The following is a 26,110-nucleotide window of genomic DNA, read 5'->3' on the forward strand; positions in this document are numbered from 1 at the left end:
CGTGCTCTCTTGTCCATGAAGCTGAGTTCAGCAGACGCAAGGTTGCCCGAGCCATCCCGGCTTGTCAAATGACTTGAGTCTGGCACGCTCAACTTTGCTGATTGGTTCAACGAGGGAGCATGCCGCGATGTTCCCGTGTGAGGACGGAAGTTCCTGTGGGGCTCAGCGGCGGGAGATGTAGTGCATGCCGGCGCCGATCTGCAGGGCCTTGGCCAGCACCCTCGCGGGCAGCGTGTGGACGCCGCCGGTGGGCCGCCAGGGGTCGAAGACGGTGATCGTGCCGGCGGTCTGGTCGTAGCCGTACGCGAGGATCGCGTGCCCGATCCACTGGCCTCTGAGCCGGCCCTGGTTCCAGGGCAGCTTCTCCATCCACACCTGCATGATCGGCGCCCGGCGCAGGGTGCCGACGTCGTAGGAGACCCGCTGCATGAGGATCTGGGGACGGCCGACGACGTCGGCGACGATCCGGTCGTCGTACCGGCGCGGGTGCAGGTAGCCGTCCATGACCTCGGCGGCGTTGTCGCCGCCGGTGCCGCGGATCGTGGTCTTCATCTTCCGGGCGAGCGTGTCCTGGCTGACCTTGATCCCGAACGTGGACAGGCTCATCGCCGTGGACGCGGGGACGCAGTAGTAGTTCGTGGTCTGGAACTGCGCGTGGAGAGCCAACCGGTACGCCCGCGGCATCGCCCGGAGAGCCGCCGTGGCCGGCGTGGCCCTTGATACCCAGGCGACCGGTGTGACCGATGTGACGGCACTCGGAGTCGCCGTGGTCGCGTGGGCCGGCGGGGCGGAAGTCCCCACCAGCAGGGCGGCGACGGCGAGACCCACCGCCGGTCGCAGGCCGGGTGCGTTCTTCACTTGCGTCCCCCAGACATCACGTGGCCCGGTCGGGGCCGTGTCGGCGGTACCTGCAAGACGGTCCAAGCGAATGCTGCTATATGCGCATGTAACGCGTTGTAGAACTCTATTTACTCATATGGGCGTGGATGGGTGCTTGGCTGGAGTGCCGGTCGCCGTACGGCGCCGTCGGCGCGGGGCGATGAAGGTGGTCTCAGGCCGACGTGCCACAGAGCGACCGCGCCAGAAGGCGGGCCGGTGCCCTCGGGGGCAGGGCGACCCGTGCCACGCGCGACGCCGTGGGTGATCGGAGGCGAGCGCACCTCACCGAGATGCGCGCACGTGATGAGGAGGGGCGACCGGAGCAGGCCGCTCTGTGCGGGGACGACGCCGGCCCCCGGGCGGGGTCACATGCTGATCGGTACGGGAAGATCCTTGGCCACCTCGTCGACGCGCTCCTGGATGCCGCCGTCGTCGGTGACCGTGATCGTCCGGCGTTGCAAGGTCGAGCCGCGCAGGACATAGAGAGTGACGAGATGGCCGCCTTGCCGGGGCTCGGCGCCGGGCGGTGCGATGACGCCTCGCAACCGGTGGACCAGCGCACCGATCTGCTCCGGCGGAGGAGCGAGCGGGCCGGACGCCCACTGGATGTCGTCGACGCTCCTCAGGACGCCGCTGAACACGTTCATCGCGCGAGTGGTCTCAACGAACCAGTGCGCGACCGCGACCGCATCGGTCGGCGAGGCGACACGGAGTCCGGCGGCACGCATCATCTCAGTGAACGCATCCGGTGACTCCGTGAGGTAGAAGACCTTCCCACCGACGACTCCGACGTAGAAGCTCGCACCGGGATGCGGGAAGGAATCGAAACGAACCACTTCCGCGCCACCGGGAAGGACGCTGGACGGGCGCATGATCGCCGAAGCCGGGTTAGTTACCAAGAATGCCTTGTCGGGGCGATCTTCCGCTGCCAGTGCATTGCTTATAAGCTCGCGGGTTTCCCGGTCTCCAGTGATCATCGGATCCATTCTTAATGGTGCGGCTAGCTCATCTGCCCGTATTGACGATACCAGTCCTGGTAGGCGTCCCAGGCATCACCGTAATATTGCGGATAGGGGGCGCCTGTGACGGAAGCTTTAATCGCTCCGCTGTGGAAGGCGGCGTTCACTGCGCCGCGGCCGCCCGCGTCGCCAAGTCGTTCCAATTCGGCATAAGTGAGAGGCTTGCCCTGTGCTTTCCCCAGGTGTTCGTTCCATCGATATGAGTTCTCGTAGCCATTAACATAATGGCCCTGCAGGGCGGCGTCGGGCACCTTGATGCCATTTTTCCGCAACTCGAAGGTGCCTTTTATGTCATTCACTGAGGCATCGGTTTCTTCGTCCAGGGTTTGCTTGATGAAGTCGTCTCGGCTGAGTTTGGAGGGATCTGCGTGCCTGCCCTCGTGGGCCCATCGAGAATGCGTGGCTTCATGGATCAGCTGGACCGTGGGGTAGCCGTTCTTTACGTCGATGTAGATCGTATTCGTTCGGAAATCTTGCAGACTGCCTCCACCTTCTCTGAAGATGACCTTGACGTCGTATTTCTCGATCGTATCCATGGCCGCGCGACCTTGAGGTCCGGCAAATCGCGTCAGCTCTCGCCTGTATTTCCGGGGAATTGAGCCTGCGATGACCTTCGGCTCTGAGCCGGTGGCCGCCTTGGCGGCCTGGGACTCGGAATCACGGAAGAACGACTTCGTCGCCCGGAAGATTCCCATTTCGGCAAGACGGCCGACCTTGGCCACCGAAGACTCCGATCTAGGGCGATGAACTAAGGGGAATTTGCGGGATAAAAGGCTACTGGATGTCCCCCGGGGTCGTCAGCCGGCCACGACCTCGGCGAACGCACCGGCCCGGCCGGGGCGGTGTGCAGAGGATACGACCGATGGCGTCGCCGTCTGGTTCCGTGTGAAAGCTGAGGGATGCTCCGCCGGAGTACCGGTGTGAGCCATACCGATCACCGGAAGGTGACCTCGATGACGGAGCCCCCCGCGTGAGGGCCGGGCCGCGGACGACGCCCACGGCCGCCGAACCGGGCCTGCCGCAGGCCGCGTTCACCGCCCTGTACGACGAGCATTTTCACGACATCTACCGCTACGTCGCCGGACGGCTGGGCCGGGAGGTGGCCGACGACATCGCCGCCGACACCTTTCTCGTCGCCCTGAGGAGGCGGGACAGCTTCGACGCGTCCCGCGGCGGCGTACGGCCGTGGCTGTTCGGCATCGCCACGAACCTCGTCGCCGACCACCGGCGGAAGGAGACACGCCGCTACCGCGCGCTCGGCCGTCTCCGGCGGGACGAGGTCGCCGAGAGTCATGAGGGTCAGGTGGTGGACTGGGTCACGGCTCAGAGCCTCCAGCCGCGGCTGGCCGGGGCCATCGCCGCACTGTCACCGGGCGACCGCGACGTCCTGCTGCTCAACGCGCTCGGCGAGCTGTCCCACGAGGAGATCGCCCAGGCGCTCGGCATCCCGTACGGCACGGTCGGTTCGCGCCTCAGCCGGGCCCGTAAGAAGGTGCGCTCCGCGCTGGAGGAGGACAGCAATGGATGAGATCCGCATGATCCGGAACCTCCTCGAGGAGGCCCCGCCGACGGGAGAGGTCGTCGCGGAGGGCCGCCGGCGCCTGACCGACCGCGCGCCGGTGCGCTCGACCCGTACGCGCCGCCGCCTGTGGGGAGGCCTCGCCGTGGTGGCGGCGGCCACCGCGGTGGCGGTGGCGATCGGCCTGACCGGCGGTGGCACACCGGCCACCGGCGGGCACACGCCGGTCCGGCCCATGACCGCCCGGCAGATCCTGCTGACCGCGGCGGAGAAGGCCGCGGCCACGCCCGTCGGCCGGTACTGGCACGTCCATGTGATCTCCAGCGAGGGCTACCACATCGGCCGTGGCGATTACATGATCTTCGGGGCGCGGAACGAGATGGACAGCTGGGCCGCGCGGAGTGACAAGGAATCGGACGTCTTCCGCGTGCGGACCGCCGGGGCCGTGCCGCAGACTCCGGCCGACCGCGCGGCGTGGCAGCGGGCGGGGTCACCGGCGAGCTGGACGGTGCTCTCCAACGGAGACCACATCAGGCAGTCCGCCAAGCCCGAGCCGTGGCGGCTGAGCCGATACACGCCGGCCGCCAAGCGGGAGCAGGAGCAGGCCGAGAAGCGTGTGGCCGCCCAGTGCGCCAAGCGGTCGCGGGCGGCGTGCCCGCCGATGCCCCCGACCGGCAAGGAGCGGGACGCCATGGCCAGTGACCCCCAGGCGCTCAAGAAGTTCCTGCTCGCGGCCGCTGGGAAGGGTGGGGCGAGCTACCTCCTGACCGTCGCCGGGCACTTCTTGATGGAGCCCTCCTCGCCGCAGTTGCGGTCCGCGGTCTTCCGCGTGCTCGCGGGCGTCCCCGGGGTACGCAGTCTCGGCGAGGGGCGGGACTCACTGGGGCGTCCCGCCATCGTCCTGGCCGGACGGGTGACGCAGAATGAGAACGTCTACGACAACGAGCTGCTGCTCGACCCGGTGACGTACGTGCCGCTCGAAACCCGGCTCGTCCTCGTGAAGGGCAACGGCGGCAAGCGGGTCCCGCCTCCGCCGGGCATGCCACCCATTCAGAGCGGCGGTCTGGAGACGAAGGGCATGAAGCCGGGCGCCATCACCCACAGCGAGATCTACGTGACGATGGGCTGGACGAACACCGCGTACCGCGGCTGAGCCGCCGCTCAAAGGGCCGACGCCGACCGGTGTCGGCCCCTTGGGACGTTCCGGGACGGCGTCCCTGACCTGCCGTTTTCGGTACCGTACGTCCGAATTTGGGCTCTGGGGACTGGCGCGTAAGCTACTGATCGGTAGTATGCGGAGCGTTGTCCGTGGCTGTCAGTCGCCGGTCATACGCTGACTGCACAGCGCCGCAACCAGGCCGTACCGGAAGGACGGAAACGTGGTTATCAGGTTGATCATCGGGCTCGCGGCCACCGTGGTCGCGCTCGCGCTCGCCGGGCGGCGGGTCCGGTTCCTCTACCGCGTGGCGATGAGCGGCCAGCCCGCTCCCGACCGGTTGGCCTCGGCCAAGGACAACGTCGGCGACGAGGTCAAGGGTCAGGTCGTGGAGGTCCTCGGGCAGCGCAAGCTGCTCAAGTGGACCGTGCCCGGCCTCGCCCACTTCTTCGTGATGTGGGCGTTCATCATCCTCATCACCGTCTACATCGAGGCGTACGGCGCGCTGCTCACCGGGCTCGACTTTCACATCCCGGTGGTCGGCAAGTGGGACGCGCTGGGCTTCCTGCAGGACTTCATCGCCGTCGCCGCCTTCCTCGGGCTGGTGGTCTTCAGCGTCATCCGGCTGAAGAACTCCCCGAAGCGGCTCGACCGCAAGTCCCGGTTCAAGGGCTCCCATCTGGGCGGTGCCTGGCTCGTCCTGTTCATGATCTTCAACGTCGTGTGGACGATGTTCCTGTTCCGCGGCGCGGGCGTCGCCACGGGCAACTTCCCGTACGGCGACGGCGCCTTCATGTCCCACCTGGTGGGCAGCGCGCTCAAGCCGGCCGGACACGACGTCAACGAGGCCCTGGAGTCGGTCGGCCTGCTGCTGCACATCGGCGTCATGCTGATCTTCCTGATCATCGTGCTGAACTCCAAGCACCTGCACATCTTCCTGGCGCCGCTCAACGTCATGTTCAAGCGTCGTCCCGACGCGCTCGGCCCGGTGCCGCCGATGATGAGCGACGGCAAGCCGATCGACTTCGAGGAGGCCGACCCCGACGAGGACACCTTCGGCCGCGGCAAGATCGAGGACTTCACCTGGAAGGGCTTCCTCGACTTCGCCTCCTGTACGGAGTGCGGCCGCTGCCAGTCGCAGTGCCCCGCGTGGAACACCGGCAAGCCGCTGTCGCCCAAGACGCTCATCATGGACCTGCGCGACCACGCCCTGGCCAAGGCGCCGTACCTCCTCGCCGCCGAGGACGAGCGCGACAACCTGCCCGAAGACGTGCTCAAGGAGGCCGGCCGGCCGCTCGTCGGCGACGCCGAGTCCATGGGCGTCATCGACCCCGACGTGCTGTGGTCCTGCACCAACTGCGGCGCCTGCGTCGAGCAGTGCCCGGTGGACATCGAGCACATCGACCACATCGTCGACATGCGCCGCTACCAGGTCATGATCGAGTCGAGCTTCCCTTCGGAGGCCGGCGTCATGCTGAAGAACCTGGAGAACAAGGGCAACCCCTGGGGCATGTCCGAGATGAAGCGCGCCGAGTGGATCGAGGAGCTGGACTTCGAGGTCCCGATGGTCGACGACAAGCTCCCCGAGGACACCGAATACCTCTTCTGGGTCGGCTGCGCGGGCGCGCTGGAGGACCGCGCGAAGAAGACCACCAAGGCGGTCGCGGAGCTGCTGCACATCGCGGGCGTGAAGTTCGCCGTCCTCGGCCCGATGGAGGCCTGCTCCGGCGACCCGGCCAGGCGGCTGGGCATGGAGTTCATCTTCCAGATGCTCGCCCAGCAGAACATCGAGACGCTCAACGACGCCGGCGTCAAGAAGATCGTCGCGACCTGTCCGCACTGCTTCAACACGCTGTCCAACGAGTACCCGCAGCTCGGCGGCACGTACGAGGTGGTGCACCACACCCAGCTGCTGTCCCACCTGGTCGAGACCGGCAAGCTCACCCCGGTCACGCCGGTCGAGGAGAAGATCACCTATCACGACCCGTGCTTCCTGGGCCGGCACAACAAGGTCTACTCCCAGCCCCGCGACATCATGGCCAAGGTCCCGGGCGTGCAGACCCAGGAGATGCACCGCTGCAAGGAGCGCGGCTTCTGCTGCGGCGCCGGCGGCGCCCGCATGTGGATGGAAGAACGCATCGGCAAGCGCATCAACACCGAACGCGTCGACGAGGCCCTGGAGACCGACCCGGACACCGTGTCCACGGCCTGCCCGTTCTGCCTGGTGATGCTCGGCGACGCGATCAACGAGAAGAAGTCCGCGGGCGACGCGAAGGACTCCCTGGAGGTCGTCGACGTGTCCCAGCTGCTGATCCGCTCCATCAAGGGCGAGCCCGCGCCCGCCGCGACGGAGTAACGACGCGAGAGCCCGGTCGCCGTCCCGGCGACCGCGACCGGGCGTCAGTCGGAGTTCTGCCAGACCAGGACGCCGGGGCCGTCGGCGGTGAGCACCGGGATCCACGCCTCGTCCAGGTCGCCGAGCCGGCTCTCGTCCAGCTCCAGCGCCTGCGGACCATCGCCGTCCACGCCATCCGGGCCGGCGGCCGATCTCCAGAAGACGATCTTCGCCACCGCGCCGCGCAGCCGTCGCACCTCGTCCTCGGTCCAGGACCGCCCCTCCGCGCCCGCGCCGCGAAGGTGACGTTCGAAGAACGTGCGCAGCTCGGCCAGCGCCGGGGCGCTCCGCACCGGGACCAGGTATCCCTCGACATGGCTCGACCGATTCGCCGTTCCGCCGTACTGCTGCTCGTAGCAGATCCCTGTGAGGGCCCGGACGATGACGTACGACCAGTCGCGTCCCTGCGTCCCGTCCGGATCCAGGAAGACGTACCGCCGCGCGAGCACCATGAACGGGCAGTATCCCAGGATCCCGGCCTTTCGTACGTGATCATTTCGTGACGGGGGTGGGGATAGTCTCCGTGCTCATGAGAAACCGAGTGATCGCCATGGCGACCCTCCTATGGCTGGTCACGGGGTGCGCGCCGGCGAGCGCGGCGCTGCACGCGGCGACCGGATCGGCTGCTGCTCGGGTGGCCGGGTCACGCTGAACGGCACGCCACTGGCCGAGCCGTACCTCGCGCCGGACACTTCTGAGACGGCCTTCGGCACCGTGGCGATCCCGCCCGGTCAGATGTGGCTGATGGGCGACAATCGCGACAGTTCGGCGGACTCTCGTATGGGTCGCGGCCCCGTTCCGGCCTCCGCGGTCATCGGCGTGGCGGTGCTCAAGTGACGCCGGCGCCGCGTCAGGGCGGGTCCAGCGCCCACCAGCGCGCGGCGAGCGCGTCGAGCGTGGGTTCCGGTGGCGCGGGCATCTCCTCCAGGTACCAGGCCAGGTCGCTGTAGCGGTGCAGCAGCGTGTAGGCGAGAAGCCGCCGCTGTAACGCGGTGTCGAGCCGGTCGTCGGGATGGCCGTAGGCGGTGAGGAGGCGGCGCAGGAAGCGCGCGTCGCCTCGGGCGACGAAGACGCCGACCGAGACGAACTCATAGTTCCGGTCGCCCATCATGGCGGGCTCGAAGTCGTACAGGCCCGAAAGCGACCAGCCGGCCGGTCCCCGAGTGACGAGGAGATGTTCGCGCATGACCTCGGTGTGCAGGAGGATCGGAGGTGACGGCGGCAGCGGCACCGAGTCGAGGAAATCGGGGATCTGCGCCAGCCACCGCGGCGCCAGCCCGCGGGCGCGCTGGCGCTCGACGCAACCGGCTCGCTGGTCGGCGACGAAGCGGTGCCAGTCCGGCGGCCCGAGCGCCGGGACGGTGATCTCGTGCAGGGCGGCGAGGGCACACCCGAGCTGTTCGGCGATCGCGTCGCGGTCCCGCTCGTCCATGCGTGACCAGACCTCGGTCAGCGGTTCGCCACCCAACCGCGTCATGAGCACGTAGCGCCAGCCCTCGCACTCGCCGGCCGCCTCGACCCGTGGCGTCGGCACCGGCAGCCGGCCGTCGATCACCCGCAGCACGTGGTCCTCGACCTGCCCGTTGTCCCGGCAGGTCGGCGGATAGAGCTTGAGCACGAGCCGGTCCCCGACGGCGTAGACGGGCAGCGAGCCACCCGGAAAGCGCGTGACGTCCGCCTCGCCGTGTCCGAGCCGACGGCACAGTGCGAGGACGCCCGGCCGCAGGCGAGCCTCGTCCCGGCGTACGGCGGCGAACCGCGCCTCGGTCTCCGCCGCCGGGAGCGCATGGTTCGTCACCTCGCCACCGTACGGTTGGGGCGGGCGACCGTTCACTCCTTTTTCGCTCGCACCGGCAGGAGGGCTCATGCGTACGAGGTTGCGGAGGCTGCGTACCGGCGGACGGGAGTTCGTGTGGAAGGCCGACATCCGCTGCGTCCGCGGCGAGCGTGACTGCCACCGGTGCATCCGCGTACGCGCGTGGGGCGCCGGGAAGAACAGCCGCGCGCTGCAGGCGGACCTGCTGTCGAAGAGCTGGGGATCGCCCTGGGGCGCCTGCGCGACCGACGGCGCCTACCCGGAGCCGGGCGACGTACGATCCCTGATCGAGTACGCCCTGGCCCACGGGTGGGCCCCCGATGTCGTCGGCGGCACGCACTTCCTGACCGAACGGGAGCACCCGGCGTTCGAACTGCCCGGCTTCCTCCTCACCGACCGGCTCCGCGTCCCCACCGCGCCGGACCCCACCGACCGCGTCATCCGCGCCGCCGAAGCGGACTGACCCTCAGTGCTCTGCCGGGCAGACGAGGTCCCGGGCGGGCAACCGTCCCGTCGCCAGGTAGTCGTTCACCCGGTCGCGGACGCACAGGTTGGGGTATCCGCGCTGGTAGGGCGCGTGGACATCGGCGTCCCGCAGGGTGATCATCCGGGAGCCCGGCAGCAGCCGGTGGACCGTCCGGTTGCGTTCGTACGGGGTGCGGGTGTCGCCGGTCGCGGCCACCATGAGCGCGGGCAGGGGGCCGCCGAGGCTGGTCGGCGGCTCGGCGGGCCGCGTCGGCCAGAACGCGCAGGGGCCGATGTCGTAGCTCATCGACGCGAAGACCGGGCTGTCGCGCCGGTGTCGCCGGACGTCCCGCCAGTAGCCGGCGGGGTCGCGGGGCGCGGCCACATCTCCGCAGATGATGGCGGCCTGACCGCTGCCGTCGCGCGAGTCCGTACCGGTCAGCACGTAGGCGAGCTCATCGTCGAGCGCCGGGGTGGGCCGTACGGGCCGGCCGGCGGCGGCCTGCGCGAGTACGCGGACGGAGTCGGCGAGAGTGGCCCTGGCCTCCTCCTCGTCGGTGCCGAGGTTGTCGGCCAGCACGACCGGCAGCATCGTGTCGTCGAGGCGGTAGCGGCCGACGACGAGCGGAGAGTGGGCGGACGCCGCGAGGATCCGGTGCACGGTGGCCAGCACTTCGGCACGGGTGCCGCCGAGCCCGTACGTCGCGTGGCGCCCGGCCGCCCACGCCGCCCAGTCGGAGAGCGCCCGCTCGTTCGCCTGTTCGGTGCCCGCCAGCAGCCGTGGTCCCCAGGAGGCCCCGTCCTGTGAGCTGTCGAGGACGACGCGGTCCAGGCGCCCCGGGAACATGGCCGCGTAGACCTGGCCGAGGTACGTCCCGTACGACGCGCCGTTGTAGGACACCTTTCGCTCGCCGAGCGCCCCGCGGACGACGTCCAGGTCGCGGGCGATGTTCCGCGTGCTGATGTACGGCAGGACGGCGCCGTTGGTCCGCGCGCACCGTGCCGCCAGGTCCTCGGCGAAGCCGACGGAACCCTCGAAGGACCGGCGCGTCTCACCCGCACCCCTGATCCACGTCGCGCTGGGCCAGCCGCAGTCCACCGCCCCGCTGCGACCGAGAGAGCGCGGATCCACGCCCACCAGGTCATAGCGCGGGCCGGCCGCGCCCATGAGTTCGCGCATGTACGGCGGCAGGTCGATGGAGGGCCCGGGGCCGCCCCCGTTGAGGATCATCGTCCCGATCCGGTGCCCGGTGTCGGACGCCGCGAGCCGGGAGATCGCGACCGTCATGGTGCGTCCCTCCGGGTGGGCGTAGTCGAGCGGGACGGTCACGTCCGCGCAGCGGGCACCGGCCGCGTCGAGCTGAGCGCCGACCTCGTCACCCGGACCGAGCGTGCAGGCCTTCCAGGCGAGCCGCTGATGGTAGAAGCGGCCGAGACCGCCGTCCGTGGCTCCGGCCGGGGCCACGGACGACACGACCGCCGCCGCCGCGGAGACGGCCGCGGCGGCCCATCGGATCCTTCTCATCGTCGCTCCGTTCGTCATGAGTCGCACAGGGCGGTCTGGACGAGGTTCAGCTCGTCGTCGAAGGCTTCTTGCGTGGACGGGTTCTCGTTGAAGGCGATCGCGACGCGGCGTCCGGACGGTGCGACCCCGGAGATCGCGGTGAACCCGTCGATGTCGCCCGCGTGCCCCCACCAGACGCCGCCGCACCGCAGCGGCGTCCGGATCAGGCCCAGGCCGTACTCCGCGCCCGGCCACAGCCGATCGGGATCGCCGGGTACGGTGCGTTCCATCTCGGCGAGCATCGCCGCGGGCAGCAGCCGCCCGCCGAGCAGGGCTCCGTAGAACGTGCTCACGTCGCGGGGGCTGGAGATCAGGGCGCCGCCGGCCCAGGCCACGGTCGTGTTCATCGCGGTAGTGTCGGCCCACTCGGCCTGCCCGCCCCGCTCCTCCCGCACGTAGCCGCGCGGATGCGGACCCCGGATGCCGAGTTCGTCGCCTGGCCAGTAGGTGTCACGGAGCCGCAGCGGTTCGAGGATCCGTCGCCGCACCTCCTCCTCCAGCGGGTGCCCGCTGGCCTTCTCCACGATGAGCCCGGCGACGACGTAGTTGGTGGTGGAGTAGTGCCAGCTGGCACCGGGGGGCGGGAGCCTCAGGGCTCTTTCCACCAGTTCCTCCGGCTCGAAATGCCGGAACCGGAACTCCTCGGTGTCGTCGAAGGTGTCCATGTGGTCGGGCAGCCCGCTGGTGTGCCGCAGCAGGCTCCGTACGGTCACCCGGCGTCCGTCGTAGCCGTCTCGGTCCAGCAGTCCCGGCAGGTAGCGCTCGACCGGAGCGTCGAGCGAGATCCGGCCCTCCGCCGCCAGCGCGAGCACCGTGACCGCCGTGAACGACTTGGTGATGCTGCCGATCCGTCCCCGTAGGTCCGCCCGCATCGGACGCCCCGTCCGCCGGTCGGCCACCCCACTCGCGTCCGTCCACGCCCCGCACCCGGGGTCGTCCACGCGTACGGCGGCGCCGGTCAGCCCATGCCGGTGCGTCATGCGCTCCAGGACGCGATGGGTGGCGGCGTGGCCCCCGCATTCCCGATGGTCCGCCCGCGCGGACGCCGGTACGACGCCGACGGCCGCGGCGCCCACCGCCAGCACCACGATCGCCCGCCCGCCGAGCCGTCGCTCTCTGGTCCTCATCGCCATGCGGCTCGACACTAGGCAGCCACGCTCCGCGGCACACTGCGGTGATCACCCGTATGACGACTCGGGACAGCGGGCTCATCGAGGTGGGGCCAACCCCCGCCAAGTTTCCTGTTCACCGCAAAAGGCTTCATTTGCTCCGCTATGGTGCTCCCCGGTACGCGGGGGGCTGCCGATATGCAGGAGGAGTCGTGCGCCTTTCCGTGGTCATCACCGGTCTCGCGTTGCTCGCGGTCGCCGCGACCGCGTCCGGATGCGGATCGTCGAAGCCGGAGCAGGCGAAGGCCGCGGTGGTGCCAAGCCCGACGCCCACCCCGCGGAAGGTCGTCGTGGTGGTCGACCACAAGAAGAAGGCCGAGACCATGACCACGGCCGGGACCGTACGCGCGGTGCTCGCCCAGGTGGGCGTGCAGCTCGGCCCGCACGACCTGGTGACCCCGCCCGCCGACGCCGCACCGGCCGCGACCGTCAAGGTGCTCCGGCTGCTGTCCGACCCGGTGACCAAGGTCGTCAAGATCCCGGCACCGATCGTGCGGAAGAAGAGCAGCAAGGTCCCGGCCTTCAGCCAGAAGGTGCTGCGGAAGGGCCGCACCGGCCTCAAGCAGGTGCAGGTCGCGTACGTCCGGCGGAAGGGCAAGAAGGTCAAGGCGATCATCGCCCAGAAGATCAAACGCAAGCCGGTATCGCAGATCATCGCCGTCGGGCCGCAGCCGACGGGCGTCGGCTCCGCCGCCCGGCTCAACTGGAGCGGCCTGGCGAAGTGCGAGTCGGGCGGAAATCCCCGCGCGGTCAACCCCGCCGGTTACTACGGGCTGTACCAGTTCAACCGGCAGTCGTGGGCGACGGTCGGCGGCTCGGGACTGCCGAGCCAGGCCTCCGCGGCCGAGCAGACCTACCGCGCCCAGCTCCTCTACAACCGGGTGAACGGCAACTGGCAGGGCCAGTGGCCGAACTGCGGTCGCTACCTCTTCAGCTGAATCGGGGAAGGTCAGCAGGCCAGTTCCTCCTGCGTGCCGGTGAAGCTCAGCGGCAGGGTCTCGACGGCGTGGGTGGCGATCGTGATGCGGAAGGACCTGTCTCCGCCCGCCACGAGCAGGTGCGCGCCGTCGCCCTCGCGGCAGATCGCGTCGCCCAGGAGGTTCGCCGGCGTCGGTGGCTTGCCGGGCACCTCCGCCGCCTCGTAGTGCCGCTCGAACAGGACGCGGGCCGCGCCACCTCCGGAGACCGGCGCCGCGATCACCCGATCGACCGCGCGTGGAGGGTGGCTGTGGTCGTGGGTGATGAAGTACGTCTGCGTGCCGTCGCCGCTCAGCGTGCCCGCCTCGGCGTCCACGTCGCCGTACCATCCGGTCGCGGGCACCACCAGGCGGCTGTCCCGGGCCAGGTCGTGTGCGGTGCCGGTGTCGACCACGCGGATGCCGGGGCCGGCGCGCTGCGCCAGCCGCAGGGTGCGTCCGTTCGCCGCCCAGGAGAGACCGACGATTTCACTCCAGCCGCGGTCCGCCCAGAGGGTCGTCCTCGGCCGTCCGGTGGCGCCGGTCACCACCACCCCATAGGCCATCCCACCTTTGCCGGGGCGGCTGGTGGGGAAGGCGAACCGGGTGCCGTCGGGGGTGACGGCGATAGCGTCGACCGCGTCGTCGGCCGAGGTCATGCCGGGTACCGGCGCCAGCTCAACGATCTTTCCGTGCTCGTCGACGCGTATCCGGTAGAGGCGCATGTGGGCCCGATCGGTCGTCAGCCCCCTGAGAAAGAAGATCCGGGACGGCCGTCCGGGCGATACGCCGGCCGTCACCGTGCTCCAGTCGCAGATGCCGGCGGGACGCCTCACCAACGCGACCTGCCGCCCGGCGGCGGTCAGCAGCCGAGCCACTCCGTCACCGCAGACGGCGCCGCCGGACGACCGTACGGCCAGCACGTAGTGAGCTCTCTCCGGGGCGTGGCCGTCCTGGCACGCGCCGGCCGCTAACAGCACCGACACTGCCGGGACCAGCGCCGAGAGGGAGCTCGGCCGGCCGCGGTTCCCGGTCACACCGGGGCGCCGCCGAACCCGATCTCGTTTCCATCGGGATCGCGGTAGGTGGTCTTGCGCACGCCGTTCGCGTAGGTCTCCTGCACCGCCGGCTCCAGCCCCCGTTCCGTGATCCCCGCGACGAGCGCGTCGTGGTCCTGCGCGAAGATCGTGTGCAGGGCGTGGCCGGCGTGCTCGGGCCGCCGCACGATGTAGACGTACCGGTGCTCGGCGACCTCCCACACGGCCTCCGTGTCGTTCGGGAAGAACGCCGGCGGCGCACCCAGCAACCGCTCGTACCACTCAAGGGCCGCGGCGTAGTCGGTGACCGGGATTCCCGCGAACAAGTCCAGAGTCATGAGGCGATCGTAGAAATGTCCTCGGCGCCGTAACCAGACTTATGCGAATCGGCATCGGCCGAGGAGGCGTTCGCCGACCTCGGGGATCTCCTCGCCGCCGCCATCCTGAGCACCCGCGACCGCCACCACCGGAGGCGATCGGCACGCCCCCGGGTCAGAAACGACGGGTGAACGGGGACGCCGCGCGCATCCGGATCAGCAGCAGGAGCGGCACCAGGACGTACGGCAGGTTGAACGCGAGGAACTTCGCCGGGTTGCCGGTGCGCGTGGCCGGGTCGCCGAAGAACTCCACGCCGAACACGACGATGCCGGTCAGCGTGACGATCATCGTGGCGTAGATCACCGCCGGCAGCTGGATCCAGTTCTTCCCGGTCACCAGAGCGAACACGAGCACGACGTAGAACGGCATGTAGACGAACGCCGAGAGCCCGGTGACGATCCGCATCCAGTCCGGCGGGTGCATGAACAGCGGGTCGGCGTCATGGGCGTACCAGTAGTTGGAGTCGACGAAGAAGTCGCCGGTCGGCCGGGAGAAGTTCACGCCCACGGTCGGCAGCAGGTCGCTGATCAGCGACGTCACCGTGAAGGCCGCGAACAGCACCGCGAAGAAGATGTCGACCTTCCGGTCGCGCAGCGGCAGCGACACGCTCATGACGCCGATCTTAGGCATGCCGCCCTTCTACGCATACGGGTTGTTCAACGCCTCACTGGCCCACGCGACCGTCGATGCACTCCCGCAGCAGATCCGCGTGGCCGCAGTGCCGGGCGTACTCCTCGATCCGGTGGACCAGCAGTTCCCGGACCGCGATGGCGTCCTTGCCCAGCCGTACGCCCAGATCCGGATGCTCGGCCAGTGCGGCGTCGGTGGCCGCCTGCTCGCGGGCCAGGTCGGCGTACGCGGCGTCGACCACCGCCTGGTCGGCGACCGCTCCCTCGAAGTCCCCGTCGCCGTAGAGCTTCGGCGGCGGGTCACCGGGCAGGACCCAGCCGCGCCAGTCCCGCTCCACCTCGGCGAGGTGCCGCAGCAGGCCGAGCAGCGACATGGTCGACGGCGGCACCGACCGGCGGGCCAGCTGTTCGGCGTCGAGGCCCTCGCACTTCATCAGCAGAGTGTGCCGGTAGTTCGTCAGGTAGTCCTGCAGCGTCGCCGGCTCGCCGTCCGGACTGGCTCCGGCGTTGTCGCGGGGATCATCATCCGGATCCACCCACATGTCCGGGTAGACGTTCGCCTGGCTCCAGCGTTCGGGTCGGTCGCTCACCCGGGCCATGGTGGTCCTCGGGTGCCTGGTTCGCCAGCGAATTTCCGTTGCGGCTCCGGACGAGCCACAGGCCGGTCAGGATCGCGCCGGCCGCGGTGACGACGCCTGCGGCGAGGAACGCGGTGTCGAGTCCGGTCCCGAAGGGGGCGCCGTGGCTCTGCCGGGTACGGACGACGGCGCCGAGCACCGCGACTCCCAGAATCGCGCCGATCTGCCGGGCGGTGCTGCTGACGCCGGAGGCCAGGCCACTGTCCTGAGGGTTCACCGAGGACACGGCCGCGCCGGTCAGCGGCGACATCGCCAGACCGAAGCCGACGCCGACGACGGCCAGCCGCCACCACACGGTGCCGTAGCCGGTGGCGTGATGGACCGTGGACAGTGTCAGGAGTCCGACCGCCGCGAGCGCCAGTCCGGCGGTGACCACGACCCGAAAGCCGAATCGGGCGGCGACGCGACTCGACGGCGACGAACGACGCCAGCAGGACGGCGGCCACGGCGAGAGCGCCGAGGATCAGCGGTGAGGTCCACCCGTGGTCGCCCGCCGCGATGAGGCCGAAGGTGAGCGCGCCGACGCCGAGAATCGACAGTGCCTGGCCGGCGATGTCCAGCGTGGGCGCCGCCGGGTTGCGAGACTCGTCCAGCACTCGCATTCCGGCCAGCAGCGATATAAGGCCGATCGGCACATTGACCAGGAAAATGCTGGGCCAGCCGAACGCGTCGGTGAGGATGCCGCCAGCCACCGGACCGGCGGCCATTCCGACGCCGCTCAGGCCCGCCCACAGCCCGATCGCCTTCACCCGTTCCTGCGGTCGCGGGTACGCCGAGGCCAGCAAGGCGAGCGAGGCGGGACTCAACGCCGCGGCCCCGACGCCCTGCAGAACGCGCGCGGCGACCAGCCAGCCGAGCGTCGGGGCGACACTGCACAACAGCGACGCCAGCGTGAACACCGCCACACCGGTCAGGAACACTCGTCTGCGACCGAGACGGTCGGCGAGCACACCACCGGCCAGCAGCAGCATCGCGACCACCAGCACATAGGCGTCCACGATCCACTGCAGGCCGGTCAGGGTGGTGCGCAACTTGAGTTGCACGGCGGGCAGGGCCGCACCGACGATGGTGTTGTCGAGCAGCACCATGAACTGACCGACGCAGGTCAACGCCAGCAATATGGCTCTGTTCGGCCGAACGTCTTCGGACACGGGCGATTCCCTTCTTCCCGACCGGCGGAACGTGGACGCTAACGATTGACATCGATGTCACCTCAAGCCCGGCCGAGGGTGCGGATCCAGAGACAGGAGTCTGTGATGCGGATCGGTGAGCTGTCGCGTCTGTCCGGGGCGAGCCCGCGTTCGATCAGGCACTACGAATCGGTGGGGCTGCTGTCGTCGGGACGCGACAGCCGCGGGTACCGCGACTTCGATGAGAGCGCGGTCGCGCAGATCGCGAAGATCAAGCTGTTGCTGGGAGTCGGCCTCGACATCACCGACATCGTCGTGATGCTCCCCAGCGCGGACACTTCCGAGGTCGTCTACTGTGCGCGCGCCCAAGAGCGCATCGATGAGCAGATAGTCCGCATCGAGCGCCAGCAGGCGCTGCTGTGCGAGGCCAGGTCGCTACTTCTGGAGTTGCAGCGCGTCGGACAGGTCACCGCCACCGTCCGGCCGCCCGCCGAGCCCATCCGAGCGGTCAGCGGAAACAGGACCGCGGGCATCCGCTGACCGCCCGCTCGGAGTACGACGCCAACGGTTCGGCGGACGCGGACGTCCTACAGATCATGAGCCAGGACTCGCCTCCGGTGCCGGATTACGGGACTCGAATCGGCTTGGGATGCGCCCTGCTGATCCTCAGCCCGCTGATCGGCGCCGCGCTCGCCCTCCTTCAGAACGCGAACATCGAGGACGCCTGGGTCCGCTGCTCGGGGCTGGCGCCCGAGGTGGCGAACGACATCGCCGACACGGGACAGGTCTGGCTCGGCTCGCTGGTGCTCCGCGCCATCGGCTATTCGCTGTGTCCGCCGGTGGGGATCATCGTCGGTCTGTGGATCTGCCGCCGGCGTACCCGCGTGGTCAGGGTGACCGTCGCCTGCGCGCTGGCCCTGGTCATCTGCGCCCTGGCGTTCTGGGGCGACTACGCCCTCAACAACGGCATGACGCATGGCTTCTACCTGCCGTCCCTGTGCCCGGGCGGCCGTCCGCCGTGGTGGCCGGCATGGCTTCCCCTACGGATCACCGGGCACCGATGAATATCCGGCGCGTACGAAGTCTGTGCCCTGAACCTAAGGAGCAGAGCATGGCGACAGAGCCGGACACAGGCTTTCCCGCAGGTATCCCCGCGCCCGCGATCCGGGCACTCCACGCCGCTGGGTACCTCGACCTCGGGCAGCTCGCGGACGTACCCGCCGCAGAGTTGCGGAAACTCCACGGGGTGGGTCCGAAGGCGTTGCGCCTGCTGCAGGAGGCTCTCCAGCGGCAGGGCCTGTCACTCGGCTGACGCCGTCCCGCGTGATCAGGACTGGCACGCTCGCCGCAGCCGGGTCAGGGCGCCTTCGGGGTCGTGCAGGATTCGCACGCCGTCGGTCACCACGCGGCGCGTGCCGGGATCGACGGGGTCGATGCGCGCCCAATCGGGAGAACCGATGTTGAGCTCGACCTCGAGTCCGGCGCCGGTGAGAAACCGCCGTTCGGTGATGGGGCCCCACGTCTGGACTCTGGTCAGTTCGCCGAGGTCCAGCTCGTCGGCCCAGGTGCCATCGGCGTAGCGGTCGATCTCCTTGGTGAGCAGGATGAGATCGAGGTCGGAGTCCGGTCCGGCCGCGTCCCGGGCGTAGGAGCCGGCCAGAAGCAGCCCGAGAACGTCGTCACGTGCGGCCGCCCAGCGGGTGACCCGCGCGATCACGTTCTCGACGTCAACGGCACCCTCGGCCGAAATGCCAGCCGAGCCGGCCGCCGGGCGTTCATCACGCTGGGCCACTTTTGCTCCTCGGTACGCAGGCCGGCGGGCTCTGGAACATCGTGAGCCGCGTACGGCTAGGGCACAGTCCGCCTGGCGTCGTTGATCAACTCTGCCATCTTGATCAAACGGCGGACGTACGCCGCGGACTCGCCACGCAGGCGGGGAAGAATCCTTCGGAGATCCCGGGCACAGACCTCTAGTGTGCGGAACCGGTCGTCGTCCAGCGCGCCGCGGCTTTTCACATAGACCGAGACGCATCCGGCCATCGCACCGTCGATCTCGACGACATCCCCGTCACGGTCGTCCACCCGGTAGAGATCGTCAGGCCACGTTGCACCGACGTGTTCGGCCCACAGCACCGCGACTTCGTTGAAGATCGCCTCGTTCATCCAGCCGAGCCTACGGTCGTGATCGCCCCTTCTGAACGAGCGCCCGGGCCGGCGATTCAGCCGAGATATCCAGCCCATTTCACCTGACGGTTGAGCGCGCGGCCAGAGGCGCTCAGAGCGAAGCGAGTGGACAGCCGCGCCGTCCTCCTACCAGCGTCGTCGAACACGTACAGGCCGAACGTGTTGAGGTGGAAGATGCGACGCCGCGCCTGGTCCACGACCACGTCGTACCGGACGCCCCGGCTGGCCGAGTCGCGATAGGTGTGCAGATCCAGCTGGCCCAGGAGCTTCCCGCCGGCGTCCACCAGGACGAACATGAACTCGCGGCCCCGCATGTAGGCCTTCTTCTTCCACCCGACGGTCAGTACGACGAAGGTCGAGTCATCGATCGCCACGGCGTCGTACAGCCACGCGGGACGCGGTCCGCCCGGTCCGGGGTGCACAGTCCTGATCTGCTCGTCCAGTTCGGTGAGGGCCTCGCCCTCGCCCGAGGCGCCGTTCGGTGGGCAGTAAAAGGGCCAACGCGTGCTTCCGTTCGGCTTCCGCAACAGCGCGGTCACGGCCGTCAGCGGGGGCATCACCGCTCCGACCGGTTCGGTCGAGACGGCCACGACGTTCTCGCCGATCAGGCACAGTGCTCGCCCGGACGGCGTCAGCCGGGTACGGAACGCCCAGTGCGGCTTCTCGCCCGCTCCCGGTGCGGTGACCTCCTCGGCCGAGCCGAGCGCCGCGTCGAGGACGAACGCCTGGTTGCCCTTCGTGGAGAACAGAACCCTCCCGTCCGGGAGAACGCACAGCGAGGCCTGCGGGTAGAGCGCGCCCACGTTCTTGCTCGCCCACCGTACGAAGACCTGGTTGATCGGCTCGCCGTCCGGGCCGTACCGGCTCACCACATGACCGGCGACCATGTCCCGCTCGTCCGTGCTGTCATACCGGTAGTAGTTGTACGCGAGGTCCGACAACACGTAGCGGTCCCCTCCCGGCCTCGTGCACACCGATCGGTGCGTCCACTCGAACGTGTTGTCCAGGTCGATCTCCCGGTCGCGCACGAGCGTCTTCGAGAGTTGGATCGGGTGCCCACGGGTCATGGGTCGTTCTTCCTCGCGTTCGGCCGGCTACGAATGTCTTGGAGCTGGCGGACGACGATTCGGTTCCGTGCGCCGGGAGCCTGTCAGGGTGCCTCGTGCAGGGCCAGGGTGGCGCCCTCAGGGTCGGTGATGACGGTGAACCGGCCGCTGTCCGGGGTCGTGGTCAGTTCCGCTTCGGCCGTCGCGCCGAGGGACACGGCGTGGTCGCGAGCGGCGGATGCGGAGTCGACCAGGACGAACGGCAGCCAGCCGCGGTCCTGCGTCGTCTGGACCATCTCGGCCACGCGCGCGCCGTCCCCGGTGGTGAGCACGCCGGCGGTGCCGTCGGGGGCCAGGGCGGTGTTCCAGCCGGCCACCGCTCGGTAGAAGTCGGCCGCGGTCGCCGGCTCCGGGGTGCGTAGCCGGTCCCATACGAACGTGCCGGGCGCCGGGGAGCGGGGCGCGCTCATCGGCGTACCGGGCAGCGGTCGTACGACCAGGAAGATGGCCTTGTCGGCGTCCAGGATCGGCGCGAGCCTGCCGACGCCGGGCAGGTCGCCGGGCACACCGCTGGTCACGATGCCGCCGTGGGCTCGGGCGGCCGACGCGGCCGCGTCCACGTCGGCGACGGCGATGTACGGCGTCCAGTGCGGTGGGATGCCCGGCTTGGTCGGGCTGATCCCGCCGATCGGCGTGCCGTCGGCGTGGATGATCGGGCCGGTCGAACCGGCGGTGAAGGTCCAGCCGAGCAGGTCGCCGTAGAAGCGCCCGGCGCGCTCGATGTCGGTGACGCGCAGCTCGTGCCAGACGAATCGGCCGTGGTCGTCCATGATGGTCCCCGTTCACCAACCCGCAGTTGACTGCATGAAGGAAGTATCTGCGTGTATGCAGATATATGAAAGGGGTCGGGACGGCTCATGTCAAGGCCACGGATGCCGGAGAACGCCCATGAGGTCTACCGCCGGTACCTCGCCGCCGTCGTACTCCATGGCCAGGCCAGCGGGGCGGCGGTCGGTCTGGGGGGCACCGACCTGTACGCGTTGTCCGTCCTGGCGGCCACCGGGTCCATGACCCCTGGTGAGCTGGCCGCTCGCACCGGCTTGACCTCGGGCGCGACCACCCGCCTGATCGATCGCCTGGAACGTGACGGTCACGTCCGCCGCGTCGCCGACCCGACCGACCGCCGCCGGCTGCACGTGGAACCGACCGGCCGCGACGTCGGCGTCGACGCCGCCGTCGATCCGGCTCGCCGCAAGGTCGGAGACATCCTCGCCGGCTACACCGCCGAGCAGCTGACCACGCTGTTCGACTACTTCACCAGGGCGGCGACAGCCTTCGAGGAGGCGACGGAGGAGCTCCAGGCGGCGGCCGAACGGCGGCACTGAGGCGGGGAGCGCCACGCTTGGAACCTGGAGTCGTCGGACGACGATTCGGTGCCGGGCGCGGAGGTCGTACGCTCCTCGCCCGCCTCCTTGGCGAATCGCGAATGATCCCTGTCGCCTCTTGATCACAGGGCTCATTTCAAGCCGTTTCCGAAGGTGATTCATGCCACGGAACGCGAAAATCCTCGGGCCGCGTCGTACGAGCGCGCGGCGCGACCTGCCGCGACGGTTTTCGAGAGGCGCCGGAGTGGTCGATGAGCCTGTTCAAGGTGGTCGAGGGGTTCTTCAGGCGATCCCTGCACCCGACGGCGGCCCACAGCGCCGCGGAGGCAGGGGCGCGGCAAAGCCAGGTCCCGCTGGCCCATCTACGGCCGGACGGAATATCGGGGTCGACCCGCCGGGCCCAGCCGCCGACGGCTGCGGAAGCCGCCGCGATGGAGCGGGCATACGGCGAACAGAGCCAGATCCTCGCCTCCGCGGAAGGTCGTCCACTGAAGCTTCGTGAGATCGAGGAGCTCGTGAGACGCACCAACCCGTCGGCGTCGACAACGAACTGCCCGGAGGTCGCCTTGGCCGTTCGTCAGAACCTGGAGCACCGTCGTCCGGCCGTCGCCGCACCGGGGATCCGCTCACCCATCGACCTTGCCGGCGCCCAGTTCGACGCCGAGAGCCCGGCCGCCTTCCACGAGCTCCTCAAGAGGGAGCTGCATCAGCCCGGCATGAACGGAATCGTCTCCGGAAACCGCTCGGCGACCGTGGAGGGACACCTCTACAACGCGGCCAATGTGGACGGCGAGATCAAGTACATCTGCGGTCAGACCGGGGGAGGAATCGTCAAAGACCAGAACATCTTCCCAGGCGGAGATTTCTACCGCCTTTATCTGTGACCGACCCCGTACCGAACTGACCGGCGCGTACGGAAGCCGTCAGCGGCTGGTGCGCCGATGGTCAGCGGGCGCGGACAGAGTGCTGTTCATCGAGACACGCACCTGACGGAGGTTCGAGATGAACGGCACGAGCGTCACCGGGATCCGCGGCGAGTTCCGCATCGATGGTCGCCGACTGTCCTACCTGGACTTCGGTGGATCGGGCCGGCCGCTGCTGGCCCTGCACGGTCACCTGTACGAGGGCCGGACCTGGGTGCGGCTGGCCGAGGCACTGGCGCCGCAGTGGCGGGTCATCGCACCCGACCAGCGCGGGCACGGCGACTCCGACCGGGCCGCCTCCTACACCCGCGAGGACTACGTCGCCGACGCGATCGCCCTCCTGGACCACCTGGGGATCGAGCAGGTCGTGACGCTCGGCCACTCCGGCGGCGGCATCACCGCCTTCCAGATCGCCGCCCGGCACCCCGAGCGGGTGTCGGCCATCGTCAACGTCGAGGGCCCGGTCCGCGATCTCGACGACGGCCCCAGCGCACTCTCGTTCGTCCTGTCGATGCCGTACACGGCTCCCGACCGGCAGGCGCTCCTGGACGCCATCGGCCCGCTGGCCCCGATGCTCGGCGACAAACTGCGCCCCACCGCCGACGGCGGCTGGCGTCTGCCGTTCCACCCGCAGGACACCATCGCCTCAGAGCAGGGAACACACGGCGACCACTGGGCCGACTGGACCTCCACCGGGTGCCCCGCCCTGTTCGTGCTGGCCCGCGACAGCCAGGTCATCACCCCAGAGGAAGGCCGGCAGATCGTCACCCGCCGCGCCAACACGCGACTCGCCGAACTCGACGGCGACCACTTCGCCCACACCACCGACCCGGATGGCTTCGCCGCCGTCGTCAAGGACTTCCTGAACACCCTCGCCTGACCGCCCGCCGGGGATCGGCACGGCCGTTGCCGATCCCGGTACGGCCTCTGGGGTGGACGCCTCTGGGTCTCGTGGAGCACCTTGGTCACGCCGAGCGGCACTGGTTCCAGGAGATCGCCACCGGTTCCGCCGAGCCGCTGCCGTGGCCCGACGACCACACGCCACTGATCACCTCACGGCCACCATCGGTGGTCTTCGAGTTCTACCGCACTCAGTGCGAGCGCTCGAACGCGATCCTCGCCTCGATGCCACTGTCGACGCCCCCGCGCGGACGTCACCCCGATCCACTCGGAAAAGAAATCACCGACCTACGCCGCATCGTCCTCCACATGATCGAGGAGACCGCGCGCCATGCCGGCCACCTCGACATCGCGCGCGAGCTACTCGACGGAAAGACGGGGCTGGGACCCCGATAAGGGCTGCCGATCCAGTCGGTGGAAGTCTGATAAAAGATCACACATGGTACGACTTACTGCCGTCGATCCGATCGATGCTCCCGAAGCTGCCGGAGGATACACACAGGCGCTGTCAGTCGAAGCAGGCTCTCGTCTGTTGTTCATCAGCGGCCAGATCCCGGAGACGCGTGAAGGCGAGGTCCCGCAGGAATTCGAGGGCCAGTGCCGACTCGTCTGGACCAACATCCTCGCCGCACTCCGCGAAGCCAATCTTGATGTGTCCAACCTGGTGAAAGTAACGACCTTTTTGTCCGACCGCCGCTATGCGGACATCAACTCACGAGTACGGCGCGAGATCCTCGGTGAGCACCGCCCCGCTCTCACCGTGATCATCGCGGAGATCTACGACAGCCAGTGGCTCCTCGAAATCGAAGCGATCGCCGCTGGGTGATCTGGCCGTCCCCGGGCAACGGACGTCTGTCAGTCCGTCGCGGGCAGAAGAAGCCAGCGCGCGAAACACCCCTCATCGCCGAGTTCGGTGTACCACCGAATGCGAAGCATGTACTCGCCTCGGACCATGGCGAGCATGAGGCCAGGGTCGAGTCCTTGTGACATCGGTGGCCTCGTGACGGGAGGCGGCCTCGGGTTCGTGCGCACCAGTTCGGCACCGTGCGGCCCCACGCCGTCCATGGCGGCACTGAACAACGCGAGACCGCCGCTGCGTACCTCGACCACGTCACCGGCATCGTCATCGTCGGCGGGAAAACTGAGCGCGGCCGACAGAAGCGAGTCGTAGTCCGGACCGGAAACCTGGACGACGGCCAGCGCATCGTGCGCGACGGTGAAGACCTCAAGCCATCCTTCGTCACCGACGACGCCGTCTGTGCCTATGAGCGCTGCGCGCCCTGGCCCCACCGGCACACTCGTTACTTCCCACCCGAGGTGACAGAGCGCCGCGTAGGCGTCTTCGTCAGTGCCGCCGCGCCAGTGCTCGCGCAGCGGCGCGTCCATCGCCAGAAACGGCTCACCGTTGGTCCAGATCCGACCGACGTGCGTCCACGACAACGTCACAGCCAACCAGTATGAAGTGTCGGCGTGATGAGCCCAGTCTCATGGGATCAGACGGTGAGGACGAGCTTGCCCTGGAGGTGACCGCCGTCGAGCAGCCGGTGCGCGTCGGCGATGCGCTCGAACGGGAACGTCTCCTGCACGTGGACCCGGAGCCTGCCCTGTTCGACGAGCCCGACGAGACCTCGCAGGGCGACTGGATCGGGGGCGACCGCGATGCCGCTGAAGCGCATGCCGGCCGCCTCGTACCTGGCGGCTAGCTCCAAATCCTCCTCGGCGACCGCCGTCACCAGGTGACCGCCTGGGCGGAGCACTTCGAGCGACCGTTCGACGGTGTCGCCGCCGATCGTGTCGAGCACGACGTCGATGTCGCGGACCGCCTCGGTGAAGTCGACCGTCGTGTAGTCGATCACCTCGTCGGCGCCGAACCCCTCGACGAACTTCCGCTTGCTCCCGCTGGCGGTCGCGATCACGTGCGCGCCGAGCGCTTTCGCGATCTGGATCGCGACGTGACCGACCCCGCCACCGCCGCCGTGGACCAGGACCCGGTCGCCCTCGGTCACGCCGCCGAGGTCGACGAGGCCCTGCCACGCCGTCAGCCCGACGACCGGCAGTGCCGACGCCTCGACGTGCGAGAGCGACGCCGGCTTGTGTGCCAGGTGCAACGCCGGCGCCGACACGACCTCGGCGTACGCGCTCGCCGCCCGCGGGAACAGCGGCATCCCGAACACCTCGTCGCCGGGCCTGAACCGCCACGTCTGCGGCGCCTCCTCGACCACGCCGCTGATGTCCCAGCCGAGGATGAACGGCGGCTTGCCGATCAGCGGGAACTCGCCGGCGCGCAGGCGCGCCTCCAGCGGGTTCAGGCCGATCGCCTTGACGCGAACGAGAACCTCGGTCGGGAGGGGCTGGGGCTCGGGCGCGTCCACGATGGTGAGCACCTCGGGACCGCCGAGCGTCTGCTGGGTGATGACTCGCATGGCTCTCCTGGCTTTGGAGGGGGAGAGACCAGGCTATTTTTCCGATAGGAACCGCCAGGTACCTTTGGCGCCATGAGCAGTTTCGGTCCCGGTGGTCCCTTTCTCGCCGACTGTCCGGCGCGTCTGACGGTCGAGCTGATCGCCGACAAGTGGACGGTGGTCGTGCTCTACGGCCTCAGCAAGGGCCCGGTGCGCCATGGCGAGCTGATCGAGCTGATCGGCGGTATCTCCCGCAAGATGCTCACCCAGACGCTCCGACGGCTGGAGGCGCACGGACTCATCCGCCGCCACGCCTACGCCGAGGTGCCGCCCCGTGTCGAGTACGAGCTCACCCCGCTCGGAGCGACGCTGATCGATCCGATCCACACGCTGACCGAGTGGGCGAGGACGAACGGCGACGCAGTGCTCGACGCGCTCGACGCCGATCCCGAGCCGGCCGCCCGCGGCGACTGAGGCTTCCGACCTTACGGCTGGCCGGTTCTCCGCGAGCCTGGCAAGT

General features: G+C 69.2%; 33 protein-coding genes and 1 pseudogene. 15 read left to right on the forward strand and 19 right to left on the reverse strand.

Going from position 1 to position 26,110, the window contains the following annotated elements:
* Window positions 1–162 precede the first annotated feature (162 nt).
* The 3 genes from QSK37_RS34135 to QSK37_RS34145 all read right to left on the reverse strand — a co-directional run bounded on the left by QSK37_RS34135 (window position 163) and on the right by QSK37_RS34145 (window position 2,620).
* Entirely contained in the window at window positions 163–858 is a 696-nt protein-coding gene (locus QSK37_RS34135) for a C39 family peptidase (RefSeq protein WP_285629455.1), read from the reverse strand.
* A 386-nt stretch (window positions 859–1,244) separates the two neighbouring features.
* On the reverse strand, window positions 1,245–1,856 hold the full coding sequence (locus tag QSK37_RS34140; RefSeq protein WP_285629456.1) for a hypothetical protein: 612 nt from the start codon (window positions 1,854–1,856) through the stop codon (window positions 1,245–1,247).
* 23 nt (window positions 1,857–1,879) lie between these two features.
* The gene (locus QSK37_RS34145; RefSeq protein WP_285629457.1) at window positions 1,880–2,620 is read right to left on the reverse strand and encodes a hypothetical protein; all 741 of its coding nucleotides are present in this window, start codon (window positions 2,618–2,620) and stop codon (window positions 1,880–1,882) included.
* 248 nt (window positions 2,621–2,868) lie between these two features.
* On the opposite strand from QSK37_RS34145, the gene QSK37_RS34150 reads away from it, so the two are divergent.
* From QSK37_RS34150 to QSK37_RS34160, 3 genes are all read left to right on the forward strand, one after another.
* Window positions 2,869–3,426 (forward strand): RNA polymerase sigma factor, encoded by a 558-nt coding sequence (locus QSK37_RS34150; protein WP_285629458.1) that lies wholly within the window; start codon window positions 2,869–2,871, stop codon window positions 3,424–3,426.
* Window positions 3,419–4,570, forward strand: a complete 1,152-nt coding sequence (locus QSK37_RS34155) for a CU044_5270 family protein (protein ID WP_285629459.1) — start codon at window positions 3,419–3,421, stop codon at window positions 4,568–4,570. Before QSK37_RS34150 ends, QSK37_RS34155 begins: the two co-directional genes overlap by 8 nt.
* A 226-nt stretch (window positions 4,571–4,796) precedes the next feature.
* Window positions 4,797–6,929, forward strand: a complete 2,133-nt coding sequence (locus QSK37_RS34160; protein ID WP_285629460.1) for a (Fe-S)-binding protein — start codon at window positions 4,797–4,799, stop codon at window positions 6,927–6,929.
* A gap of 44 nt (window positions 6,930–6,973) precedes the next feature.
* On the opposite strand, the gene QSK37_RS34165 is transcribed toward QSK37_RS34160, so the two are convergent.
* Window positions 6,974–7,420, reverse strand: coding sequence for a DUF6210 family protein (locus tag QSK37_RS34165; RefSeq protein ID WP_285629461.1), 447 nt, complete (start codon window positions 7,418–7,420; stop codon window positions 6,974–6,976).
* A gap of 127 nt (window positions 7,421–7,547) precedes the next feature.
* Between QSK37_RS34165 and lepB the strand changes: the two genes are divergently transcribed.
* Window positions 7,548–7,805, forward strand: coding sequence for a signal peptidase I (gene lepB, locus QSK37_RS34170; RefSeq protein ID WP_285629462.1), 258 nt, complete (start codon window positions 7,548–7,550; stop codon window positions 7,803–7,805).
* 13 nt (window positions 7,806–7,818) lie between these two features.
* On the opposite strand, the gene QSK37_RS34175 is transcribed toward lepB, so the two are convergent.
* Window positions 7,819–8,766 carry an aminoglycoside phosphotransferase family protein gene (locus tag QSK37_RS34175; protein WP_285629463.1) on the reverse strand — a complete coding sequence of 316 codons (948 nt, stop codon included), beginning with the start codon at window positions 8,764–8,766 and terminating at the stop codon, window positions 7,819–7,821.
* Between the two features lie 67 nt (window positions 8,767–8,833).
* On the opposite strand from QSK37_RS34175, the gene QSK37_RS34180 reads away from it, so the two are divergent.
* Window positions 8,834–9,247 carry a hypothetical protein gene (locus QSK37_RS34180; protein WP_285629464.1) on the forward strand — a complete coding sequence of 138 codons (414 nt, stop codon included), beginning with the start codon at window positions 8,834–8,836 and terminating at the stop codon, window positions 9,245–9,247.
* Window positions 9,248–9,250: 3 nt separating this feature from the next.
* On the opposite strand, the gene QSK37_RS34185 is transcribed toward QSK37_RS34180, so the two are convergent.
* Both QSK37_RS34185 and QSK37_RS34190 read right to left on the reverse strand, forming a co-directional pair.
* The gene (locus QSK37_RS34185) at window positions 9,251–10,774 is read right to left on the reverse strand and encodes an alpha/beta hydrolase (protein WP_285629465.1); all 1,524 of its coding nucleotides are present in this window, start codon (window positions 10,772–10,774) and stop codon (window positions 9,251–9,253) included.
* Window positions 10,775–10,788: 14 nt separating this feature from the next.
* The gene (locus QSK37_RS34190; RefSeq protein WP_285629466.1) at window positions 10,789–11,946 is read right to left on the reverse strand and encodes a serine hydrolase domain-containing protein; all 1,158 of its coding nucleotides are present in this window, start codon (window positions 11,944–11,946) and stop codon (window positions 10,789–10,791) included.
* A 188-nt stretch (window positions 11,947–12,134) separates the two neighbouring features.
* Between QSK37_RS34190 and QSK37_RS34195 the strand changes: the two genes are divergently transcribed.
* Complete coding sequence (locus QSK37_RS34195; RefSeq protein WP_285629467.1) at window positions 12,135–12,920, forward strand: transglycosylase family protein; 786 nt, start codon at window positions 12,135–12,137, stop codon at window positions 12,918–12,920.
* Between the two features lie 11 nt (window positions 12,921–12,931).
* Here QSK37_RS34195 and QSK37_RS34200 read toward each other — a convergent pair whose 3' ends face one another.
* From QSK37_RS34200 to QSK37_RS51875, 6 genes and pseudogenes are all read right to left on the reverse strand, one after another.
* Window positions 12,932–13,975, reverse strand: coding sequence for a hypothetical protein (locus tag QSK37_RS34200; protein WP_285629468.1), 1,044 nt, complete (start codon window positions 13,973–13,975; stop codon window positions 12,932–12,934).
* Entirely contained in the window at window positions 13,972–14,313 is a 342-nt protein-coding gene (locus QSK37_RS34205; protein WP_285629469.1) for a VOC family protein, read from the reverse strand. The genes QSK37_RS34200 and QSK37_RS34205 overlap by 4 nt, the downstream gene beginning before the upstream one ends.
* 154 nt (window positions 14,314–14,467) lie before the next feature.
* Window positions 14,468–14,965: an EXPERA domain-containing protein gene (locus tag QSK37_RS34210; protein WP_285629470.1), complete on the reverse strand. Its 498-nt coding sequence runs from the start codon at window positions 14,963–14,965 to the stop codon at window positions 14,468–14,470.
* Window positions 14,966–15,017: 52 nt separating this feature from the next.
* Window positions 15,018–15,572, reverse strand: coding sequence for a DinB family protein (locus tag QSK37_RS34215; protein WP_285629471.1), 555 nt, complete (start codon window positions 15,570–15,572; stop codon window positions 15,018–15,020).
* A complete protein-coding gene (locus QSK37_RS51870; protein WP_432705632.1) occupies window positions 15,505–15,996 on the reverse strand; it encodes an MFS transporter in 492 nt (163 codons plus the stop codon). Before QSK37_RS51870 ends, QSK37_RS34215 begins: the two co-directional genes overlap by 68 nt.
* Before the next feature lie 208 nt (window positions 15,997–16,204).
* Window positions 16,205–16,771, reverse strand: a pseudogene (locus QSK37_RS51875) (MFS transporter); the annotation flags it as partial.
* A gap of 105 nt (window positions 16,772–16,876) precedes the next feature.
* Here QSK37_RS51875 and QSK37_RS34225 point away from each other — a divergent pair.
* From QSK37_RS34225 to QSK37_RS34235, 3 genes are read left to right on the forward strand one after another with little or no spacing between them, the layout of a single operon-like run.
* The gene (locus QSK37_RS34225) at window positions 16,877–17,290 is read left to right on the forward strand and encodes a MerR family transcriptional regulator (RefSeq protein WP_285629473.1); all 414 of its coding nucleotides are present in this window, start codon (window positions 16,877–16,879) and stop codon (window positions 17,288–17,290) included.
* A gap of 56 nt (window positions 17,291–17,346) precedes the next feature.
* Window positions 17,347–17,814, forward strand: coding sequence for a hypothetical protein (locus QSK37_RS34230; protein ID WP_285629474.1), 468 nt, complete (start codon window positions 17,347–17,349; stop codon window positions 17,812–17,814).
* A gap of 47 nt (window positions 17,815–17,861) precedes the next feature.
* Window positions 17,862–18,062, forward strand: coding sequence for a helix-hairpin-helix domain-containing protein (locus QSK37_RS34235; protein ID WP_285629475.1), 201 nt, complete (start codon window positions 17,862–17,864; stop codon window positions 18,060–18,062).
* A gap of 15 nt (window positions 18,063–18,077) precedes the next feature.
* Here QSK37_RS34235 and QSK37_RS34240 read toward each other — a convergent pair whose 3' ends face one another.
* The 4 genes from QSK37_RS34240 to QSK37_RS34255 form a co-directional block, all read right to left on the reverse strand.
* Window positions 18,078–18,542 (reverse strand): nucleotidyltransferase domain-containing protein, encoded by a 465-nt coding sequence (locus QSK37_RS34240; RefSeq protein ID WP_285629476.1) that lies wholly within the window; start codon window positions 18,540–18,542, stop codon window positions 18,078–18,080.
* A gap of 56 nt (window positions 18,543–18,598) precedes the next feature.
* On the reverse strand, window positions 18,599–18,913 hold the full coding sequence (locus QSK37_RS34245; RefSeq protein WP_285629477.1) for a hypothetical protein: 315 nt from the start codon (window positions 18,911–18,913) through the stop codon (window positions 18,599–18,601).
* Window positions 18,914–18,969: 56 nt separating this feature from the next.
* The gene (locus QSK37_RS34250) at window positions 18,970–20,001 is read right to left on the reverse strand and encodes a hypothetical protein (RefSeq protein WP_285629478.1); all 1,032 of its coding nucleotides are present in this window, start codon (window positions 19,999–20,001) and stop codon (window positions 18,970–18,972) included.
* An 83-nt stretch (window positions 20,002–20,084) separates the two neighbouring features.
* Window positions 20,085–20,810, reverse strand: coding sequence for a VOC family protein (locus QSK37_RS34255; protein ID WP_285629479.1), 726 nt, complete (start codon window positions 20,808–20,810; stop codon window positions 20,085–20,087).
* An 87-nt stretch (window positions 20,811–20,897) separates the two neighbouring features.
* Between QSK37_RS34255 and QSK37_RS34260 the strand changes: the two genes are divergently transcribed.
* The 5 genes from QSK37_RS34260 (at window position 20,898) to QSK37_RS34280 (ending at window position 24,014) form a co-directional block, all read left to right on the forward strand.
* Window positions 20,898–21,365 (forward strand): MarR family winged helix-turn-helix transcriptional regulator, encoded by a 468-nt coding sequence (locus tag QSK37_RS34260; protein ID WP_285629480.1) that lies wholly within the window; start codon window positions 20,898–20,900, stop codon window positions 21,363–21,365.
* 251 nt (window positions 21,366–21,616) lie between these two features.
* Complete coding sequence (locus tag QSK37_RS34265; RefSeq protein ID WP_285629481.1) at window positions 21,617–22,249, forward strand: toxin glutamine deamidase domain-containing protein; 633 nt, start codon at window positions 21,617–21,619, stop codon at window positions 22,247–22,249.
* Between the two features lie 118 nt (window positions 22,250–22,367).
* Window positions 22,368–23,168: an alpha/beta fold hydrolase gene (locus QSK37_RS34270; RefSeq protein ID WP_285629482.1), complete on the forward strand. Its 801-nt coding sequence runs from the start codon at window positions 22,368–22,370 to the stop codon at window positions 23,166–23,168.
* A 26-nt stretch (window positions 23,169–23,194) separates the two neighbouring features.
* A complete protein-coding gene (locus QSK37_RS34275; protein WP_285629483.1) occupies window positions 23,195–23,584 on the forward strand; it encodes a DinB family protein in 390 nt (129 codons plus the stop codon).
* 43 nt (window positions 23,585–23,627) lie between these two features.
* Window positions 23,628–24,014, forward strand: a complete 387-nt coding sequence (locus QSK37_RS34280) for a RidA family protein (RefSeq protein ID WP_285629484.1) — start codon at window positions 23,628–23,630, stop codon at window positions 24,012–24,014.
* A 29-nt stretch (window positions 24,015–24,043) separates the two neighbouring features.
* Here QSK37_RS34280 and QSK37_RS34285 read toward each other — a convergent pair whose 3' ends face one another.
* Together QSK37_RS34285 and QSK37_RS34290 are read right to left on the reverse strand one after the other, a co-directional pair.
* Window positions 24,044–24,634, reverse strand: coding sequence for a hypothetical protein (locus QSK37_RS34285; protein WP_285629485.1), 591 nt, complete (start codon window positions 24,632–24,634; stop codon window positions 24,044–24,046).
* Window positions 24,635–24,681: 47 nt separating this feature from the next.
* Window positions 24,682–25,611, reverse strand: a complete 930-nt coding sequence (locus tag QSK37_RS34290; RefSeq protein WP_285629486.1) for an NADP-dependent oxidoreductase — start codon at window positions 25,609–25,611, stop codon at window positions 24,682–24,684.
* A gap of 72 nt (window positions 25,612–25,683) precedes the next feature.
* Here QSK37_RS34290 and QSK37_RS34295 point away from each other — a divergent pair, with 72 nt between their 5' ends.
* On the forward strand, window positions 25,684–26,064 hold the full coding sequence (locus QSK37_RS34295; protein WP_285629487.1) for a winged helix-turn-helix transcriptional regulator: 381 nt from the start codon (window positions 25,684–25,686) through the stop codon (window positions 26,062–26,064).
* Window positions 26,065–26,110: the final 46 nt, after the last annotated feature.

This window comes from Actinoallomurus iriomotensis (assembly GCF_030269445.1).
In the GTDB taxonomy this organism is placed as follows: Bacteria; Actinomycetota; Actinomycetes; order Streptosporangiales; family Streptosporangiaceae; genus Actinoallomurus; species Actinoallomurus iriomotensis.

Excerpts from the sequence above, each read along its gene's own strand:
- QSK37_RS34140 (WP_285629456.1), bottom strand. The coding sequence starts at position 1,856 with ATGATCACTGGAGACCGGGAAACCCGCGAGCTTATAAGCAATGCACTG.
- QSK37_RS34155 (WP_285629459.1), top strand. The coding sequence starts at position 3,419 with ATGGATGAGATCCGCATGATCCGGAACCTCCTCGAGGAGGCCCCGCCG.
- QSK37_RS34165 (WP_285629461.1), bottom strand. The coding sequence starts at position 7,420 with ATGGTGCTCGCGCGGCGGTACGTCTTCCTGGATCCGGACGGGACGCAG.
- QSK37_RS34180 (WP_285629464.1), top strand. The coding sequence starts at position 8,834 with ATGCGTACGAGGTTGCGGAGGCTGCGTACCGGCGGACGGGAGTTCGTG.
- QSK37_RS34185 (WP_285629465.1), bottom strand. The coding sequence starts at position 10,774 with ATGAGAAGGATCCGATGGGCCGCCGCGGCCGTCTCCGCGGCGGCGGCG.
- QSK37_RS34190 (WP_285629466.1), bottom strand. The coding sequence starts at position 11,946 with ATGGCGATGAGGACCAGAGAGCGACGGCTCGGCGGGCGGGCGATCGTG.
- QSK37_RS34205 (WP_285629469.1), bottom strand. The coding sequence starts at position 14,313 with ATGACTCTGGACTTGTTCGCGGGAATCCCGGTCACCGACTACGCCGCG.
- QSK37_RS34210 (WP_285629470.1), bottom strand. The coding sequence starts at position 14,965 with ATGAGCGTGTCGCTGCCGCTGCGCGACCGGAAGGTCGACATCTTCTTC.
- QSK37_RS34225 (WP_285629473.1), top strand. The coding sequence starts at position 16,877 with ATGCGGATCGGTGAGCTGTCGCGTCTGTCCGGGGCGAGCCCGCGTTCG.
- QSK37_RS34230 (WP_285629474.1), top strand. The coding sequence starts at position 17,347 with ATGAGCCAGGACTCGCCTCCGGTGCCGGATTACGGGACTCGAATCGGC.
- QSK37_RS34235 (WP_285629475.1), top strand. The coding sequence starts at position 17,862 with ATGGCGACAGAGCCGGACACAGGCTTTCCCGCAGGTATCCCCGCGCCC.
- QSK37_RS34245 (WP_285629477.1), bottom strand. The coding sequence starts at position 18,913 with ATGAACGAGGCGATCTTCAACGAAGTCGCGGTGCTGTGGGCCGAACAC.
- QSK37_RS34250 (WP_285629478.1), bottom strand. The coding sequence starts at position 20,001 with ATGACCCGTGGGCACCCGATCCAACTCTCGAAGACGCTCGTGCGCGAC.
- QSK37_RS34255 (WP_285629479.1), bottom strand. The coding sequence starts at position 20,810 with ATGGACGACCACGGCCGATTCGTCTGGCACGAGCTGCGCGTCACCGAC.
- QSK37_RS34260 (WP_285629480.1), top strand. The coding sequence starts at position 20,898 with ATGTCAAGGCCACGGATGCCGGAGAACGCCCATGAGGTCTACCGCCGG.
- QSK37_RS34265 (WP_285629481.1), top strand. The coding sequence starts at position 21,617 with ATGAGCCTGTTCAAGGTGGTCGAGGGGTTCTTCAGGCGATCCCTGCAC.
- QSK37_RS34270 (WP_285629482.1), top strand. The coding sequence starts at position 22,368 with ATGAACGGCACGAGCGTCACCGGGATCCGCGGCGAGTTCCGCATCGAT.
- QSK37_RS34280 (WP_285629484.1), top strand. The coding sequence starts at position 23,628 with ATGGTACGACTTACTGCCGTCGATCCGATCGATGCTCCCGAAGCTGCC.
- QSK37_RS34290 (WP_285629486.1), bottom strand. The coding sequence starts at position 25,611 with ATGCGAGTCATCACCCAGCAGACGCTCGGCGGTCCCGAGGTGCTCACC.
- QSK37_RS34295 (WP_285629487.1), top strand. The coding sequence starts at position 25,684 with ATGAGCAGTTTCGGTCCCGGTGGTCCCTTTCTCGCCGACTGTCCGGCG.